Annotated in this window: 23 protein-coding genes; 9 read left to right on the top strand and 14 right to left on the bottom strand. The window is 66.5% G+C overall.

Translation table 11 applies throughout. The annotated features are described in order from the left end of the window. Positions 1-82: 82 nt before the first annotated feature. From ABUA28_RS09960 to ABUA28_RS09935, 6 genes are all read right to left on the bottom strand, one after another. On the bottom strand, positions 83-895 hold the full coding sequence (locus ABUA28_RS09960; protein ID WP_349903969.1) for an ABC transporter permease: 813 nt from the start codon (positions 893-895) through the stop codon (positions 83-85). Continuing rightward, the gene (locus ABUA28_RS09955; protein WP_349903967.1) at positions 892-1,890 is read right to left on the bottom strand and encodes an ATP-binding cassette domain-containing protein; all 999 of its coding nucleotides are present in this window, start codon (positions 1,888-1,890) and stop codon (positions 892-894) included. The genes ABUA28_RS09960 and ABUA28_RS09955 overlap by 4 nt, the downstream gene beginning before the upstream one ends. A 201-nt stretch (positions 1,891-2,091) precedes the next feature. Beyond that, entirely contained in the window at positions 2,092-2,568 is a 477-nt protein-coding gene (locus tag ABUA28_RS09950; RefSeq protein WP_349903966.1) for a Clp protease N-terminal domain-containing protein, read from the bottom strand. Further along, entirely contained in the window at positions 2,561-2,797 is a 237-nt protein-coding gene (locus tag ABUA28_RS09945; protein WP_349903964.1) for a helix-turn-helix domain-containing protein, read from the bottom strand. The genes ABUA28_RS09950 and ABUA28_RS09945 overlap by 8 nt, the downstream gene beginning before the upstream one ends. A 276-nt stretch (positions 2,798-3,073) precedes the next feature. Then, complete coding sequence (locus ABUA28_RS09940) at positions 3,074-3,499, bottom strand: nuclear transport factor 2 family protein (RefSeq protein WP_349903962.1); 426 nt, start codon at positions 3,497-3,499, stop codon at positions 3,074-3,076. A 94-nt stretch (positions 3,500-3,593) separates the two neighbouring features. Continuing rightward, positions 3,594-4,073 (bottom strand): hypothetical protein, encoded by a 480-nt coding sequence (locus ABUA28_RS09935; protein ID WP_349903960.1) that lies wholly within the window; start codon positions 4,071-4,073, stop codon positions 3,594-3,596. A gap of 115 nt (positions 4,074-4,188) precedes the next feature. On the opposite strand from ABUA28_RS09935, the gene ABUA28_RS09930 reads away from it, so the two are divergent. Beyond that, a complete protein-coding gene (locus ABUA28_RS09930; protein ID WP_349903958.1) occupies positions 4,189-4,767 on the top strand; it encodes a TetR/AcrR family transcriptional regulator in 579 nt (192 codons plus the stop codon). A 29-nt stretch (positions 4,768-4,796) separates the two neighbouring features. Next, a complete protein-coding gene (locus ABUA28_RS09925) occupies positions 4,797-5,483 on the top strand; it encodes a maleylpyruvate isomerase family mycothiol-dependent enzyme (protein ID WP_349903956.1) in 687 nt (228 codons plus the stop codon). Positions 5,484-5,550: 67 nt separating this feature from the next. On the opposite strand, the gene ABUA28_RS09920 is transcribed toward ABUA28_RS09925, so the two are convergent. Beyond that, positions 5,551-6,441: a Rieske (2Fe-2S) protein gene (locus ABUA28_RS09920; RefSeq protein WP_349903955.1), complete on the bottom strand. Its 891-nt coding sequence runs from the start codon at positions 6,439-6,441 to the stop codon at positions 5,551-5,553. A 195-nt stretch (positions 6,442-6,636) separates the two neighbouring features. Here ABUA28_RS09920 and ABUA28_RS09915 point away from each other — a divergent pair, with 195 nt between their 5' ends. Beyond that, entirely contained in the window at positions 6,637-6,810 is a 174-nt protein-coding gene (locus ABUA28_RS09915; protein WP_349903953.1) for a CsbD family protein, read from the top strand. A gap of 21 nt (positions 6,811-6,831) precedes the next feature. Here ABUA28_RS09915 and ABUA28_RS09910 read toward each other — a convergent pair whose 3' ends face one another. Together ABUA28_RS09910 and ABUA28_RS09905 are read right to left on the bottom strand one after the other, a co-directional pair. Next, on the bottom strand, positions 6,832-7,263 hold the full coding sequence (locus tag ABUA28_RS09910) for a low affinity iron permease family protein (RefSeq protein ID WP_349903951.1): 432 nt from the start codon (positions 7,261-7,263) through the stop codon (positions 6,832-6,834). A gap of 98 nt (positions 7,264-7,361) precedes the next feature. After that, positions 7,362-7,937 carry a TetR family transcriptional regulator gene (locus ABUA28_RS09905; protein ID WP_349903949.1) on the bottom strand — a complete coding sequence of 192 codons (576 nt, stop codon included), beginning with the start codon at positions 7,935-7,937 and terminating at the stop codon, positions 7,362-7,364. A gap of 98 nt (positions 7,938-8,035) precedes the next feature. Between ABUA28_RS09905 and ABUA28_RS09900 the strand changes: the two genes are divergently transcribed. Next, entirely contained in the window at positions 8,036-8,848 is an 813-nt protein-coding gene (locus ABUA28_RS09900; RefSeq protein WP_349903948.1) for an alpha/beta fold hydrolase, read from the top strand. A 103-nt stretch (positions 8,849-8,951) separates the two neighbouring features. On the opposite strand, the gene ABUA28_RS09895 is transcribed toward ABUA28_RS09900, so the two are convergent. Next, a complete protein-coding gene (locus ABUA28_RS09895; protein ID WP_349903946.1) occupies positions 8,952-10,280 on the bottom strand; it encodes an FtsX-like permease family protein in 1,329 nt (442 codons plus the stop codon). Then, complete coding sequence (locus tag ABUA28_RS09890) at positions 10,277-10,966, bottom strand: ABC transporter ATP-binding protein (protein WP_349903944.1); 690 nt, start codon at positions 10,964-10,966, stop codon at positions 10,277-10,279. The genes ABUA28_RS09895 and ABUA28_RS09890 overlap by 4 nt, the downstream gene beginning before the upstream one ends. A gap of 140 nt (positions 10,967-11,106) precedes the next feature. On the opposite strand from ABUA28_RS09890, the gene ABUA28_RS09885 reads away from it, so the two are divergent. After that, positions 11,107-11,835, top strand: a complete 729-nt coding sequence (locus ABUA28_RS09885) for a FadR/GntR family transcriptional regulator (protein ID WP_349903943.1) — start codon at positions 11,107-11,109, stop codon at positions 11,833-11,835. 22 nt (positions 11,836-11,857) lie between these two features. Then, a complete protein-coding gene (locus tag ABUA28_RS09880) occupies positions 11,858-13,090 on the top strand; it encodes an alpha-hydroxy acid oxidase (RefSeq protein ID WP_349903941.1) in 1,233 nt (410 codons plus the stop codon). A 27-nt stretch (positions 13,091-13,117) separates the two neighbouring features. On the opposite strand, the gene ABUA28_RS09875 is transcribed toward ABUA28_RS09880, so the two are convergent. Together ABUA28_RS09875 and ABUA28_RS09870 are read right to left on the bottom strand one after the other, a co-directional pair. Next, positions 13,118-13,546 (bottom strand): type II toxin-antitoxin system VapC family toxin, encoded by a 429-nt coding sequence (locus ABUA28_RS09875; protein ID WP_349903940.1) that lies wholly within the window; start codon positions 13,544-13,546, stop codon positions 13,118-13,120. Then, positions 13,547-13,822, bottom strand: a complete 276-nt coding sequence (locus tag ABUA28_RS09870) for a ribbon-helix-helix protein, CopG family (protein ID WP_349903938.1) — start codon at positions 13,820-13,822, stop codon at positions 13,547-13,549. It lies immediately after the preceding gene. Between the two features lie 158 nt (positions 13,823-13,980). Between ABUA28_RS09870 and ABUA28_RS09865 the strand changes: the two genes are divergently transcribed. Next, positions 13,981-14,703, top strand: a complete 723-nt coding sequence (locus ABUA28_RS09865; protein WP_349903937.1) for a FadR/GntR family transcriptional regulator — start codon at positions 13,981-13,983, stop codon at positions 14,701-14,703. 76 nt (positions 14,704-14,779) lie between these two features. Further along, positions 14,780-15,265: a GNAT family N-acetyltransferase gene (locus ABUA28_RS09860; protein ID WP_349903936.1), complete on the top strand. Its 486-nt coding sequence runs from the start codon at positions 14,780-14,782 to the stop codon at positions 15,263-15,265. Between the two features lies 1 nt (position 15,266). Here the strand turns inward: ABUA28_RS09860 and ddaH are convergent, their stop codons facing one another. Beyond that, positions 15,267-16,130 (bottom strand): dimethylargininase, encoded by an 864-nt coding sequence (gene ddaH / locus ABUA28_RS09855; protein WP_349903934.1) that lies wholly within the window; start codon positions 16,128-16,130, stop codon positions 15,267-15,269. Positions 16,131-16,324: 194 nt separating this feature from the next. Here ddaH and ABUA28_RS09850 point away from each other — a divergent pair, with 194 nt between their 5' ends. Beyond that, positions 16,325-16,762: an Lrp/AsnC family transcriptional regulator gene (locus tag ABUA28_RS09850; RefSeq protein WP_349903933.1), complete on the top strand. Its 438-nt coding sequence runs from the start codon at positions 16,325-16,327 to the stop codon at positions 16,760-16,762. The last annotated feature ends 32 nt before the right edge of the window (positions 16,763-16,794 follow it).

Raw genomic sequence — 16,794 nt, 5'->3', positions numbered from 1 at the left:
ACCGGTCGAGTAGCGAGGAACGAGCGTATCGACACCCCCACGGAGCAACTCGCAGGGGCCTCAATACGCTCGCGAGAACCAACTACGCCTTCCGCATATACGCCCGCACGGTAAGCGGCGCGAAAATCGCCACGACGACGGCGGAACCGAGCAGTGCGAGCCACAGGTCCCCCGTCACCGCCCCGGTGTTGGTGAGCTCCCGCACCGCTGTGATGAGGTGCGACACCGGGTTGCCGTTGACGAAGCCCTGCAGCCAGTCGGGCATGGTGTTGACCGGGACGAAGGCGTTCGAGAGGAATGTCAACGGGAACAGAATGAGGAACGAGATGCCCTGCACGCTCGAGGCGCTGCGCGCGATCACGCCGAAGAAGGCGAAGATCCAGCTGAGGGCCCAGGCGCAGACGATGACGAGGAGACCTGCGAGCACGACGCCGCCGAGGCCGCCATCGGGCCGCCACCCCATGATGAAGCCCATCACGAAGGTGAGCGTCGTGGCGATGAGGTACCGAACGGTGTCGGCGAGAAGGGCGCCGGCGAGCGGAGCAATGCGGGCGATGGGCATCGACTTGAAGCGGTCGAACACGCCCTTGTCCATGTCTTCGCGCAGCTGGACGCCGGTGACGACGGAGGTCGTGATGACGGTCTGCGCGAGGATGCCGGGAATGATGATCGGCAGGTAGCTGGCGATGTCTCCCGAGATCGCCCCACCGAAGATGTAGGTGAACATCAGGGTGAAGATGATGGGCTGCACCGTGACGTCGATCAACTGCTCAGGGGTTCGTTTGATCTTCAGCAGGCCGCGGTAGGCCATCGTGAAGGAGTTGCGAACGGTCTGCTCGAAATCGACGTAGTTGTGCAATTTCCGGGTCGCGCCCGGCGTGATGGTGGTGGTCATGCGCTGACCCTTTCTGATTCGGAAGCGGCATCCGCTTCTGTTGCGTCGTCGACACCGTGACCGGTGAGGGTGAGGAATACCTCGTCGAGGGTGGGCTTCTGCACCGACATCTCTGCCAGACGGATGCCCGCCTCACGCAGAGTGATGAAGAGGTCGGTGACGGCGTCGGGGTTCGTCATCGGCGCGGTGATGCGTCCTGGCTCGGAGGCGGCGGTGGCCTCCACTCCGAGAACGCTCGTGATCGCGCGCCTGGTGTCTTCGACATCCGCCGGATCGACGAGCTTGAGCTGCAGGGTCGACTCGCCGACCGAGGCCTTGAGCTCGTTGGAGGTTCCCTCCGCGACGACCTTGCCACTGTCGATCACGGCGATGCGGTCGGCCAGCTGGTCGGCCTCGTCGAGGTACTGCGTGGTGAGCAGCACGGTCGAACCGGTGGACACCAGACGACGGATGGTGTCGTACATCTGCGCGCGCGTCCGCGGGTCGAGGCCCGTGGTCGGCTCGTCCAGGAAGATGAGCGGTGGCTGGGCGAGCAGGCTGGCCGCGAGGTCGAGCCTGCGTCGCATGCCGCCGGAGAATTTGCTGATCGGCCGCTTGGCGGCCTCGGTGAGCGAGAACTCCTCGAGCAGCTCGGCGCTCTTGCGCTTGGCTTCTGCCCGGCCGAGGCCGAGCAGTCGTCCGAAGATCACGAGATTCTCGGATGCGCTCAGCCGCTCGTCGACGGACGCGAACTGTGCCGTCACGCCGATGAGTTGGCGCACGATCTGTGCCTCTTTCTGCACGTCGTGGCCGAAGATCGTCGCGGTGCCCGCGTCGGGGCGCAGGAGCGTGGCGAGCATGCTGATCGTCGTGGTCTTGCCCGCGCCGTTCGGCCCGAGCACTCCGTAGATGGAGCCGGTGCGAACGCTGAGGTCGACGCCGTCGACGGCACGGTTGGTGCCGAATACCTTGACGAGTCCGTGAGCTTCGACGGCCCATTCTGAACTGGTGGACATAGCGTGTCCTTTCTGTGGAAACTGTGTCGGTTTCCACAGTGCGGGCACGCACTTACAGGGCGCTTACGTGGCGCTTACGTGGCGCTCACACGCCGCTTGACGGCGTACTTTTCGCCGAGCGTGCCCGTTTAACTCCAAGAGCACCGTCGGCGCCAACGGGCACGCTCGGCGAAAAGAAAGGGGACTGGAGGGGTGGGCGCGCTACGCGGTCGCACGGGCGATCAGCGCCTCGCGGTCGACGCCGGCCAGCGCAAGTGCCCTGGGCACCGTGCCGAGATCGGCCTTCAGGATGCCGACCAGCAGGTCGACGGAGGTCAGTCTGCGACGGCCGTGCTCCGTCACGAAGGTGTGCGCCCCGATGATGGCGTTCTTCGCCGAGCTCGACCAGACCGGGGTTCCACGCCATTCCTTCGCTTCGGGAAGGGCGATATCGACCCCCGCGAAGGCGAGACTCTGCCTGCGTTCCTCGCGGAACGCATCCGTCAGCCTCGCGTGATCCAACCCGATCTCAGCCAGCAGTCTCGCGGGTGCAGAACCGTGTTCCGCCGCGAGCGCGAGGATGAGGTGCTCTGCCTCCAGGGTTCGCGACCCGGCCCGTCTCGCCTCGGTCCTGGCCCTCGCGAGAGAGACGCGGAACGCCTGCGCCCAATTGGTCCCATCGGTCTTCAGGTCATCCATTGCGTCTCCTCAGCTCGATCCCGGCCTCGATCATCCGGCGCGCGTGCTTCTTGTGCACGGCCTGGCGGCTGACTCCCAGAGCCTCGGCCACCTGCGGCCACGACCACCCCTCGCGCAGCGCGCGCTCGACCTCGGCGTCTTCGAGCTGGTCTGCCAACACCCTGAGCGCGACGGCGGCCGCGAGGCCATCTGCCGGGCCACCGAGTGCCGAAGGAAGCTGTGGAGTCATATAAGCAACATATATTGACTAATCTCAACCGTCAACCGAAGTTGCTAATACTTCTCGATTCTCGAACCCACCGGGCCATGCCCGGCCAACCGCCACGCTCTCCCAGCAGGAGAAAGTGCGACGCGGCGCCCAAACGAGGCAGCGGATGCGGCGTGTCACCCACATCTCCTGCATTGCGTGCCAGGGCAATGCGGGCACCTGGCTACGGTGCATTTGCAGGAATGCCTTTGCCGAGACGATCGTTTCCGGCAAGCGACTCCTCGCAGAGCGAGGCAGTCAGTCTCTCGAGCGCCCGTGACGCAGCCTGGCCAACCGCGGAATGAGCCCGGCGATTCCGTGCGGTCCATACGGCTCATAAGCCTGCCAGCGGGTGATGAGCCCGCCGCGCGCCTCGATCACGAACATCTGCTGCAGCCCGACGATACGGCCATTGCCCAGCACGTGCCGAGACGTGACCTCGATCGCTCCGCCCTCCGGGCCATTGCCGAAGTAGCGGTCCACTTCGAAGTTGAGCTCACGCATCACCCCGAACACCCAGCCGAGCCCAGCAGCGATCGCCTCCCTCCCCACCATCCGCGTCACCGGATAATGGGGGTCGATGAGAACGCCGTCGACAGCGAAGCCCGCGACGGCAACCTCCAACTGCTTCGCAGACACCGCAGCGAGGTTGTCATCGATGACCTTCTTGAGCCCCGCATCCATCACCGTTCTCCTGTCTCCACCTTGCTCGTTTCCAGGGTTGGGCGGATGCGCCAACCGAAGATCACCACCTCGCCGTTGTCGAGCGGTCGCGTCATCAGCCGAAGCCCCCAGAGCAAGCATCGGCGGCGACGGTGAAGACCGTTGCGAAGGCCTCCTTGAACCCTTCGGAGCTATTGTCGAGATCGACGGCATCGCCCGCGACGAGCACGTCGCGGAGCTCGCCGAAGTAGATGTCGGCCGCGCTTCGGGTACTGGCGGGCCACATCGCCAGCAGCCCGTCGATGATGCCGATCGCCTCCGTGCGCTCGGCGTCGTTCATCGTGTCGCTGTCCGGGACGCGGTTGAAGGCCTCGACCGCTTCGCAGAAGTCGCCGGACCCGGCGCTCGCACTCTCGTCGGTCGAAGCGTCCTGCTGCTCCAGGGTCGCCGTCTGTCCAGTCGAAGCTCGGGGAGATGCTCCTCCTGCTTTCCCTGCTGAGCCGTCCGCTGCAGGGCCCTTCGCCGCTGGTGCGCCGCAGCCGGCGAGCCCCAGCGTCAACACCAGCATCGTCGCGATCGCTGCTCCGTGCCGCATGCGGCGCATCCTCATCATCTCCCTCTCGCAGTCGCCAAGTTGCCTAACTTAGTTAGATATTATGAATCTAGTTAGATTCTGTCAATGCATGCCCGAACTTTGTTACAGTCGCCTGATGGTGTTAGGAAGGGATGCTCGGCACGCTGCCGCGCGTGACGAGATCTTGCGAGCATGCCGCGAACTCGCCGGCGAGCATGGCCTCTCCGGCTTCACGCTGCGCCAGGTCGCGGCGGCAGTCGGAATCCAGGCCCCCAGCCTCTACTCCTACTTCGCTTCGAAGAATGACATCTACGACGCACTGTTCCGCTCGGATGCTGAGGTATTCGACGCCACGATGGCCGCGATCTCCTCCCGTGGCACAGCCCGCACCCGCCTGCGCGCGGCAGCCCGCGCTTACCTCGAGTTCTGCGTCGACGATCCGGTGCGGCACCAGCTGCTGTTCCAGCGCACGCTCCCGGGCTTCGAACCATCCGCTGAGTCGTACGCACCCGCGATCGCGGCCTGGGGGCGGATGCGCGACGCATTCTCCGAGATCGGAATCGTCGAGGCGCGCCACCTCGACCTGTGGACTGCGCTCCTCGCGGGCCTGGCCGCGCAACAGCTCGCCAACGACCCAGGCGGCTCACGCTGGTCCAGTCTCGCGGACGAGGCGGCCGACATGTTCCTTGCACACGTGGACGACGACGCGAGATGACCGGTGCCGCGCTCTCCCACCGAGAGTGGATGACGCTGGCAGCGGAGGAGTATCAGCGCATCGACGAGGTTCTGAGCGAGCTTGCCCCGGGCCAGTGGGATGCCCCGACGGACTGCACTCAATGGCGCGTACGTGAGATCGTCGCCCACCTGATCGGTGCGGCGGAGGCATCAGCCTCGGTGCGCGAGCAACTGAGGCAGCAGCGTGCCGGGCACCGGGTCAGGGGTGAGCGACGACAGCTCGACGCCGTCAACGAGGTTCAGGTGAGCGAGCGGGCCGGGATGTCGACCGGTGAACTGCGGCGAGGGCTGACCGATGCCGCGGAACGCGCCCTGCTCGCCCGCACGCGCACACCCGCCGCAGTCCGAGGCCTGCACTTCCCGTTCCCGCCCCCGCTCGGCTGGGCGTCGCTCGGCTTCCTCGGCGACATCGTCTACACCCGTGACGCCTGGATGCACCGCATCGACATCTGCCGCGCCGCCGGTCTGAACCCACGGCTGACCCCCGAGCATGACGGCCACATCGTCGCCGACGCTGCGCGTGCCTGGCAGCGGGCGACCGGCGGCAGCGCACTGGACCTCACCGGCCCTGCAGGCGGCAACTTCCCATGCCCGAGCGCGGCGCCCACCGCGGTCTTTGACGCCGTCGATTTCGCGCGCGCCCTCGCGGGCCGAGGCCGACTCCCTGGCATCAGGGACGACGTCGTGCTCTTCTGAGGCCGCCAAGCGCGGGCGGAACTGAGGCGCGGCGCCGGGCCGAAGACTGGCCGTGAGCGGGTGACCCTCAACCCGCGCCCCAGAGACAGACCTCGACGATGCCGTAGTTGACGCGCGTGCTGAACTTCGGCTGCGCGCTCGTTGCCGGACCGTGCACCACCTCGCCGGTCTCGAGCGAGAACACGCTCTGGTGCCAGGAGCACTCGACGCACGGGCCGACATCCGCCGAGTCGCACGATCCATCGACGATCGCGCCCTCGTGGAGCGGCCCAGAGAGATGACTGCAGGTGTCGGCAAGCACGCTCAGTCTGTCACCGCGACGAAATACCAGGAGCGACGTGCCCTCCACCGTGCGCTGCTGAAGTCGGCCCTCGGCGATCTCGTCGAGAGGGCCCATCGGATGCCACCCCTGCGGAAAGAGGTGCGGCACGTCCTCGGTGTGGTTGACCCCGGCCGCCTGCCGGTAGGTGAGGTGCCCACCGAGAAGACCGCCGCCCGTTGCGACCGCGAGGCCCACGTAACCCAGAACCTTGCCGCTGGCGCGCTTGCCTCGACTGCGCTGGATGAACGACACAGCGTAGAGCCCGGTCGCGATCAGGTTCGCGGCCGAGTGCACCAATCCCACTCGCTGTTGCTGCTCGTGCAGCCTGGACCAGTCCGCGTAGCCGGCAACCGCGCTCGGCAGCGCGCTCACGACACCGACACCGACGAGCGTCTGCGACGCGCGATGCGTTCCTGGAACCGCATCCAGCACCGCGGCGGAGACCCAGGTGCCGAGCGGCACCTGAACGGCCAGCGGATGCACCGGATGACCCAGTGGAACCCCGTGCAGGATGTCGCGCAACCACCGTGGACGCAGTGCGGCACCCACGATTCTACGGGCCCGTTTCGCGAGCGGATCCAGCAGCGTGGCGTTCTCCAGGCGGTCAACTACCCGCACCAACGGTATTCGCTTCATGACCCCTCCCCATCGCGGTTTGTGCGAGCTTAGTGACCGAACTTGACAGTCAGCACACAGTTGAGACCCGCCTCAAGCCGGTCAGGGTCGCCGATCACGAGCCGGATGTCAACCACTTACCCGAGCTCGACTTCTGACCTAGCCTGACGGGGTCAGAAGCACGCGAAGCATCATCGAGAGACCGTAGGAGGAGCCATGAGCGGGTCAGACAAGATCGACAACGCGGCGCAGGACGTCGCGGGCAAGGCCAAAGAAGCGGTGGGCAAGCTCACCGACGACGAGAAACTGGAAGCGGAAGGCAAGAGCGACCAGGTGAAATCCGACATCAAGCAGGCCGGGGAAAAGGTCAAGGACGCCTTCAAGCACTGAGGCGCGAGGAGGGGCGGGCCGTCACTCCTGCTTGCTGTTGTGGCTGGTGCTCTCCCTCTCCTCTATCCCGACCGCATCCCGTAGTTCTTTGGCCTCCTTCGTGAGTCCGTTCTCCTCGGCGAGGTGACCAAGCATGTCAGCGATGGCATTGAGTTTGTGCTGCACCGCCTGATCGGCGCGCGTCTGGCTGTTCTGAAGAAGTGCAACCATCAGAAACGTGACGATCGTTGTCAGGGTGTTGATGATCAACTGCCAGGTATCGATGTCGCGCAACACGAGGATCGACGGCGCCCAGACCACGACGAGGAGCACGCAGAACGCAAAGAACCACGCGCGGCTCGCGATGCGCGAAGCAGCTTCGGCGAAATGATCGAAGCCGCCGACCGCTCTTGTGACTTCGCTCGGCATCCGGGGATTGCTTTCCATAGTCTTCTCCATTTCGCCCAAGAACACGGAACCATTGCCGCTCCTCTCTGACGATAACCGCGGAGTCGACACGCGCGGAGGGGTTGACAAATCGCCTCGGCAATGCCGCGCGGACGGTCTCCGATTCAGCGGGTCTCGCAGGCCAGCGCGGCGGCCATGATCCGCAACTCATCGAAGGCCGCATCGACTTCGTCGTGGAGGTTAGAGACACCAGGATTCCAGCGATGGATGGCCGTGCTGAACGACGCCATGCCCACTCGCGCGCACAGGAGCGCGGAGCGCTCGCTCACCCCGCGCCGCGCGAGACCCTGGGCGACGAGCGCGATGAGGTCGGCCGTCTTCGTGTGTTCACGCTCGAGCAGGGCCGGTGCGCCCGCGATGATGGACGCACGAAGCTCCGCCAGGGGCCTGCCCCGCTCGATCAGCGGTACGACGTCATGGAAGGCAATGCGCAGCGCAGCGAGGGGCTCGGCCGTACTGGGCACCGCGGCGAGCGCGTCGGCGGTCACCTGCCGCAGTTCGCCCTCCGAGGCGAACAGCACCTCGCGTTTATCGGGAAAGTGCCGAAAGAACGTGCGCTCGCTGACCCCGGCGCGCGCCGCGATCTGCACGGTCGTGGTGCGATCGAACCCATTGTCGGCAAACAACTCGAGTGCCGCGCGCTGCAGGCGCTCGCGCGCCATCCGTCCGTCCCTGGGCATGACGTCAGAGTAGCAGATTGTGTCAGTGACTGACATTATCAGTAGAGTCAGTCACTGACACAACACGCCGAGAGCACACGAACGAACGGATCCCACCCATGGCCGGACCAACACCAGACACCCGGGATCCCGTGCTCGAGCGCCCGGGCGCACTCCTCTCCTACGAGGTGCACGACGGCTCAACACCGACAATCGTCGGCCTGCACGGACTGAGCTCCTCACGGGCGAACGAAGCCAAGGACGGGTACTTCGACTGGTCCGCGCTCACGGCGAGCGGCCGCAGGATCGTGCGCTACGACGCCCGTGGGCACGGGCGATCGACCGGGCGCGCGGAACCCGCAGACTACACCTGGAGCAGGCTCGCGGATGACCTGCTCGCCCTGCTCGACGTCGTCTCACCCGACGAACCGGTCGATGCGTTCGGTGTGTCCATGGGCACCGGAACGCTGCTGCACGCCGTGACGAAACGTCCAGAGCGCTTCCGCAGACTCGCCCTCGTCATCCCGCCGACAGCCTGGCAGACGCGAGCGGCGCAGGCTGACACCTATCGACAGATGGCCTCGCTCATCGAGGAGCACGGCACCCAGACCCTGCTGCGCACGATGGCCGCCGCACCAACGCTGCCGATCCTCGCCGCCGGAGGCTGGACCACGCTCACGCCGCCGGACATCGACGACGGCATCGCGCCGTCCGTGATGCGCGGCAGTGCCGGGACCGACCTGCCGGGCGCCGAGGCGATCGCCGGCATCCGACAGCCCGTGCTGCTGTGCCCGTGGACGGACGACCCGGCTCATCCATTGTCCAGCTCCGAACAACTGGCGAGCCTGCTACCGAACGCCACGATGCGGGTGACGCGCACCCCGGATGACCTGCGAACGCTCGGCACGCACCTCGCGGCGTTCTTCGGCTGAGCCGATTGTCGCGCGCGTAGCTTCGGACGGAGATTTGGGCGACACGCCGCCCTCCGGCGCTATGAATGCCGCGTGTCGCCCAAATCTCCTGAGTTACCGTCGCTCAGGCCACAGCACGCTCGGGTTCAGCAAGCACACGCGTGAGCACCGGACGCGTCGCGCGGAGCCCCAGCCACACCACCACGATGCCGACGACCAGGCAGGCCGCGATGATGGCGAGGGACGCCGGATCCTGCAGCAGCGCCATCCCGGTGAGCGGCAGCATCACGACCGCGGCTGTGAGCGCGGAGCCGATGCTCACCCACCGCAGTGGCGACATGACCGCTCGGGTGCGCGCGACATCCATCGTCTTCACGGGCATGCCGAGCCGGTCGAGACTCAGGTAGAGGTCACGGCGGTCGAGGATCGCCGAGGCCTGGTTCACGCCCACCGAGCAGGCGACCATGAGGAACGACGCCACCAGGGTGATGATCACGCCCGTGCGGATGTCGAAGACGAACTCGAGGCTGTCGCTTCCGCTGCTCATCGAGTTGGTCACCGCGATGCCCACACCCGCGAACACCGCGATGAAGCTCGTCATGGCAACCCCGCTCACCTGGCGCCAGGCCGCCTTCGGTGATTCGAGGATGCCGCGAGCGGCCAGCAGGCGCTGCGGCGTCTTCGCGCGGCGTACCCCCGCCTTCGCGACCAGGCGCAGCACGAACGGACCGGCCAGGTTCAGCACCGCGATCGTCAGTCCGAACCCGAGGCCGAACACGAGGAGCACGGTGATGACACCGGCGTCTGCCCGCAACAGCGTCATCGCGGTACAGACCACGATGACGGCCACGACCCCGAGCGTCAGGCGAACCCAGTGCGGCCGCGGCGTGGTCTGCCTCGTGCGCACGCCGAGCGGCGAGACGATGACGCCGCGCAGCCCGATCGCGGCGCTCAGGGCGGCGAGCGCGGCAACGCCGAGAACGACGATGCCCACGACCCACGGTGCGAGCCAGATGGAGCCGCCGAGCGCCTCGCCGCGGAACGGGATGAGACCGACGGCGGGCACGAGCGCGACGTACACGACGATACCGACGAGCGCGCCGACCAGCGCAAGCGCCGCCGACTCGATCACCGTGAGCCTCGCGACGAGCGCGGGGGTCGCGCCGAGGAGCCGAAGCGTGGAGAGTCGGTCATCGCGTCGGCGGGCCGACAGCCGCGCCGCCGATCCGCCGAGCGTGAGCAGCGGCACAACGAGAAGGGCTAGTGCGATGCTGGCGAGGTACTTGTAGTCGTCGACGCCACTCCCGCTCCAGCCGAAGAACGCGAACGCGCCCCCAAGCACGATGAGCAGCAGCGCGGTCACCACGGCGAACGCGACGACGGGGAGCACGAAAGCGGCGATGCCGCTCGAACGCGAGCTCGACAGCATCCGGAACAGCCTGAGCGTCTTCATGCCTGCACCGCCTGGCCGACGACGAGGCCGTCGCGCAGGTGTACGACGCGAGAGCAGCGGTCGGCGACATCCTCGTTGTGGGTGACGACGATGAGCGACTTGCCGCGGCCGGTGGTGGAGTCGATGAGCGCGGTCATCACCTCGTCTGAGGTGACGGAGTCGAGGGCGCCGGTGGGCTCGTCTGCGAAGACGACGGATGCGCCGGTAACCTGCGAGCGCGCGATCGCGACCCTCTGCACCTGCCCGCCGGAGAGCTGGCCGAGACGGCGATCGTCGAAGCCGCGCAGCCCGAGTTGGGCGAGCCACAGGCGAGCGTTCTCGACGGCCTCGCGCCGACTCTGGCCGAGCAGCATGAGCGGCAGCGCAACGTTCTCGACCACCGTGAGTTCCGGCACGAGCAGTCCCTGCTGGAACACGAAGCCGAACGCCTCGCGCCGAAGCTGCGAGCGCGCCCCTTCCCCGAGCAGGTTCACGATGACCGGGTTGCTGGCGCTGCGATCGAACATGACCTCGCCGCTGTCGGGTGTGAGGATGCCCGCGAGACAGTGCAGCAGCGTCGTCTTCCCCGAGCCGGACACCCCCATGATCGCCACGGACTCGCCCGCGCCGATCGCGAAGTCCACACCGGCGAGCGCGGCGGTGTCTCCGTAGTGTTTGGTCAGGTTGTGCGCAGAGAGAACAGTCATGGTTCCATGGTTCGCGACCGCGCAGCCGCACACATCAGCCGGAGGTTCCCAGCCGGTCATCCTGCAGATGTACATCCGCGCGGGTATAAGCTGTGGTCAGACCACGTGGTCTGACCACAGCTATCGAGGAGTGTGCGCCCATGGCAGAACCAGAGAGCCGCGCCTGGAAGATCGTGCTCGACCACATCGAGGGTCGGCTGCTCTCGGGCGAACTCACGCCGGGCGATCATCTCTCGCCCGAGCGCGCACTGGCCGCGGATCTGAACGTCGGCCGCTCCTCCGTTCGCGAGGCCCTGCGGGTGCTCGAGGTCTTCGGACTCATCCGCACGCAGACCGGGTCGGGGCCGCAGTCCGGCGCGATCATCATCGCCTCGCCGTCCAGTGCGATCGGCGCGCTCATGCGGATGCAGGTGGCCGCCCGCGGATTCCAGGTCGACGAGATCGTGCGCACCAGACTGTTGCTCGAGACCGCCGTCGTCGCGGACCTCGCCGAGCGCAGCGGCTCCGTCGACCTCACCGCGGCATCCACCCTTCTCGACGCGATGAATGCGCCGCAGCTCACCCAGACCGAGTTCCTCGCACTCGACGCCCAGTTCCACCTGAGTCTCGCCGAGACATCCGAGAACCAGGTCGTCGCCACCATGATGACCGGCCTGCGCTCCTCCATCGAGGGCTACGTGCTCGAGGGGGCTGCGGGCCTGCCCGACTGGGCCGCGACCGCGGAGCGGCTGCGCACCGAACATCGCGCCATCCTGATGGCGATCATCGCGGGCGACCGCGCCACGGCCACAGAGCACGTACACAACCACATTTCCGGCTACTACGCCGAAACCCACCTCACCACCGTCGCAGCACGCGACAATCACTGACCCACGAACGAAAGACCCGATCATGGTTGACCGCCGTTTTCCCCGCCCGCGCGACCTCGCGCCGCTCATGAAGTTCAAGAAGCCGGAATTCAACGCCAAGACGCGACGTCTCAAGGAGGCCTTGACGATCTACGACCTGCGCACCATCGCGCAGCGCCGCACCCCACGGGCCGCCTTCGACTACACAGAGGGCGCGGCCGAGGCGGAGATCTCGCTGGCGCGCGCCCGCCAGGCGTTCGAAGACATCCAGTTCAACCCGGCCATCCTGCGCGACGTCTCCACCGTCGACACCAGCCGCGAGGTCCTCGGCGGCCCGTCCGCGCTCCCGTTCGGCATCGCCCCGACCGGATTCACTCGGATGATGCAGACCGAGGGTGAGATCGCCGGGGCATCCGCCGCTGCCGCGACCGGCATCCCGTTCTCCCTGTCGACGATGGGAACCGCCGCGATCGAAGACGTGCAGGCGGCCAACCCGACCGGCCGCAATTGGTTCCAGCTCTACATGTGGAAGGACCGCGATCGCTCGATGGCGCTCGTCGACCGTGCGGCGAAGGCCGGCTTCGACACGCTACTCGTGACCGTCGACGTTCCGGTATCGGGCCAGCGTCTGCGGGATGCCCGCAACGGCATGACCATTCCGCCGTCGCTCACGCCGAAGACGATCGTCAACGCGATCCCGAGGCCCGCCTGGTGGATCAACTTCCTCACCACGGAGCCCCTGGCCTTCGCCTCGCTCGACCGGTGGTCCGGCACGGTCGCGGACCTCCTCGACACCATGTTCGACCCCACCGTGACCTTCGAGGACCTCGCGTGGATCAAGGAGCAGTGGCCGGGCAAGCTCGTCGTCAAGGGCGTGCAGAACCTGGATGACGCGCGCAAGCTCGCGGCCATGGGCGTCGACGGCATTCTGCTCTCCAATCACGGAGGGCGCCAGCTCGACCGTGCTCCCGTCCCGTTCCATCTGCTGCCGCAGGTCGTTCGCGAGGTCGGCAAAGACACCGAGATCCTGCTCGACACCGGCATCATGTCCGGCGCGGACATCGTCGCTGCGATCGCACTCGGTGCGCGCTTCACCCTCGTCGGCCGGGCCTACCTCTACGGGCTGATGGCCGGCGGACGCGAGGGCGTCGACCGGGCGATCGAGATCCTGTCGTCGCAGCTCACCCGCACCATGCGGCTGCTCGGAGTGAGCTCGCTCGACGAACTCGAGCCGGGGCACGTGACCCAGTTGCGCCGCCTGATGCCGATCGACTGATTCGTACCGCGGCCGACACGGCATCGTTCAGAGTCTCGGCTCATTCGGACTGGGCGAGGCCGTGCGAAAACCGAGTTCACTGGCCGCGACGAGCAGACGCTTGTCGTAAGCGCAGATGACGTCCGCCGTGAGTAGAGTCGCCGCCGCCAGATGAATCGCATCGGGACTGCGCAACGTCGACGGTCCGAGCCGACGGGCGATGCTGATGACCTTTTCGGTGATGGGAGCCTCGAGTATCCCGGATAGTGCAACGTCGATGAGTTGCGCGACCTCGGTTGGTGGTTCCAGGTCCAGACGCGATCGCAGCACTCTGGTCACCTCGACCCAGGCGAGGCTGGACGAGAGCAACGCGTCACCCTCGTGCTGATGCCGGTCGAGGGCATCGATGAGTTCGACGGACTCTCGCTCCTGAATCGCACGCTTGACCAGGGCGCTGCTGTCGACATAGATCCGCACTCAGAATCGGTCTCCTCGATCGAGCAGGTCGAGCGAGTCAACGCCCTCGGGCACAGTGATGAGACGGCGCGCCCGCCGGTATGGCTCGCGCGCGGGCAGAACTGCCCCACTCGCCATGAGCTGTTCGATCGAGCTCGGTGCGGCGCGCGGGATGCCGAGGCCGAGGTAGCGATCCAGCGCCTCACGGATGAGATCCTGCTGCGAGCGACCCGTCCTCGCCGATTCCTTGCGCAGTGCGGATTCTGCTGCCGGCTTGAGCCTGAGGTTAGTGGCCATGAAGAATATGGTACCGCATCGGTACCACGCAAGTACCAGCCGTCAGTCATCGCTGCCTGGCCGGGTCTGGGCGCGCTCAGGCCCGAACAGGGGACTTTCCCGCTCGATGCTCCGCTTCTATGCTGTCCGTGACGCGCGGGAGATGTCAGGGGGCAGCGATGGCCAAACGCAGCGACACCAGTCGGGAATGGGTGACCGTTCTCGAGGGGCTCGAGGCAGTGCTCCTCGCGGGTGGCCTCAAAGCGGGAGACAGACTCCCGTCCGAGCGCTCACTCGCGTCCAGTCTCAGGGTGCACCGGTCATCCGTTCGTGAGGCCCTGCGCGTGCTCGAGGTGCTCAGTCTCGTCAGCATGAGCACGGGATCGCAGCTGGGGTCTGCGGGCATCCTCATGGCCTCGCCGTCCGGAGGCATGGGCGCGCTCATGCGCCTGCAGGTCGCGGCCCAGGGCTTCCGGGTGAACGACATCATTCGCACCCGGCTCCTCCTCGAAGGGGCGGTTGCCAAGAGCCTCGCGGAGTCGAGCGACACCATCGATCTCTCCCACTTGAACGACCTGCTCGCGACGATGGACGACCCTCGACTCTCACCGGTAGAGTTCATCGCCCTGAACGGAAAATTCCACCTGGCCCTCGCCGAGGCATCCGGCAACAAGATCGTCACCGCCGTCATGTCCGGGCTGCGACATTCGATCGAGGCGGCCACCTACGAGGGTGCGGATGACGTGGCCGACTGGTCAGCGACCGTCACACGCCTGCAGCGAGAGCATCGAGACCTCCTCCGCATCATCTCGGAAGGAGACGGCCCCGAGGCCGCGCGCAAGATACAGGATCACATCTCCGGCTATTACGACGAGACGCACCTTCCACACAACGCGTCCTGAGCCTCACCCTGGAGACACCGCGAGTACCGCGAACTGGGGCACGCGCCGTACCTGCGTCACACGGAAGAATGGGCATATGTCTGACAGCCCAGCCTGGAACAGAGAGTCCATAGTGCTACGCCGCGCGGTCGAGGAGGATGGCGTGGCGGCTGCCGAGGTGCTGATCAGCTCCCGCGAGGCCGCCAAAGGTGCCATCCGGGCCATCGTCCATTCCGACGAGGACGTCGCCCGCTGGATGGAGACAAGCCTCATCCCCCACTGTGACGTGTGGCTCGCGGAATCCGGCGATCAGACACTCGCACTCCTCGTGCTCGATGAGGACTGGATCGACCAGCTGTATGTTCGACCGGATGCCGCAGGCCTCGGCATCGGCTCACGACTCATCGATGTGGCCAAGGAGCTGAGACCGGCGGGACTCCAGTTGCGCACGTCCGCGACCAACCCGGGCGCCCAGCGCTTCTACGAACGCCACGGCTTCGTCCTCGCGGAGCGGAGCGTCGAGGACGCGAACAACGTGAAGCAGCCGGAGCTGCGCTACACCTGGGCCGGCGCACCCGCCTGATTCAGCGCCGAAGCTCGAGCGTGCAGCACTTCACCCCGCCACCGCCGAGCAGCAACTCAGACAGGTCGACCCCGATGGGGTTGTAGCCGCGCTCGCGGAGCTGCCGGTCGAAGTCGACCGCGCGGGAGGCGATCACGATGTTGTAGCCGTCGCTGTAGGAGTTGAGGCCGAGCACGGATGCGTCCTCTTCCGTCACGAGGATCGCGTCGGGGAAACGCTCGCGCAAGATCTCGAGGCTCGCCTCGCTGAAGGCGGATGGCAGGTAGGCGATGTTGGCGACCTCGCCCTCGGCGGGCGAGGGGTCGAGCACCGCCACCGCGGTATCCAGGTGGTAGAAGCTCGGGTTCACGAGCTCGAGCGTGACGACCTCGCGGTTGTAGATGCGGCGCAGTTCCTCGTGGCTCTCGGTCGTGGTGCGGAAGCCGGTACCGGCGAAGATGGTGCCACCCACGACGAGGAAGTCGCCCTCACCCTCGTTGACGTGCTCTGGAACGCGCACCTCGTATCCGTTGTCCCGGAACCACTGCATGTAGGCCGGACCCTCGGGCTGGCGCTCGGGGTAGGTGAAGCTCGCACCGTAGGCGATGTTGTCGAGCACGAATCCGCCGTTGGCCGCGTAGACCATGTCGGGCAGTCCGTCGATCGGGTCGACGAGCTGCACATCGAAACCGAGGTCGAGGTAGGTCTGGTAGAGCACGTTCCACTGCTTCACCGCGAGGCTCGTGTCTGTGGGCTCCTCCGGGTGCATCCAGGGGTTGATCCGGTAGTTCACGGTGAAGAAGTCCGGACGGCACATGAGAATCGTGCGGTGGCTTGGGCGACGCGAAGGGCTGGTCTTGTGCGCGCTGGTGAGGGTGTCAGTCATGGCTGCTCTTTCAACTGTGTGGTCGCCGCGCTCGGCGTGGCCGGCGATGGGGGCGGACCAAGTCACTCGAAAGCCCCGTTCGCGGGACGCCTCTTCCAGTGTCGCACGCACTCAACTCGGGTTTCTCTCCGCAATGCGCACCATATCTGCGTCAACACTGGCCTTTGCACAACGAAACGCCATAGAGTGGGCGAATGGACAGCCTCGACTACGGGATCATCGACCTTTTGCGCCAAAATGCCCGTGCCGGGTATGGGGATATCGGGGAGGTCATCGGCCTGTCCGCGTCTGCGGTGAAACGCCGAGTGGATCGCCTGGTCGCCGACAAAGTCATTCGCGGATTCACCATCCAGGTCGATCCGGCGGTCGACGGGCTCGGTACCGAGGCCTATGTCGAGCTGTTCTGCCGTGGCACGGTCGCGCCGGAGGAGCTGCGGCGCATCCTCTCCGGAGTTCCCGAGGTTGTGGATGCGGGCACCGTCTCCGGCAGTGCGGATGCCATGGTGCACATGCGCAGTCGCGACATCACGAGCCTGGAAGTGGCACTCGAACGCGTGCGGCTCGCCCCGAATGTGGATCACACCCGGAGCTCGATCGTGCTCTCAAAGCTCATCCACCGCACGCACGACTAGCGCACGGCCACGGTCTCCGCCACCAGGGATCG

The sequence above is a fragment of the Parafrigoribacterium humi genome, from assembly GCF_040227205.1.
GTDB lineage: Bacteria > Actinomycetota > Actinomycetes > Actinomycetales > Microbacteriaceae > Parafrigoribacterium_A > Parafrigoribacterium_A humi.
This window is presented reverse-complemented; position numbering and strand designations above follow the sequence as displayed.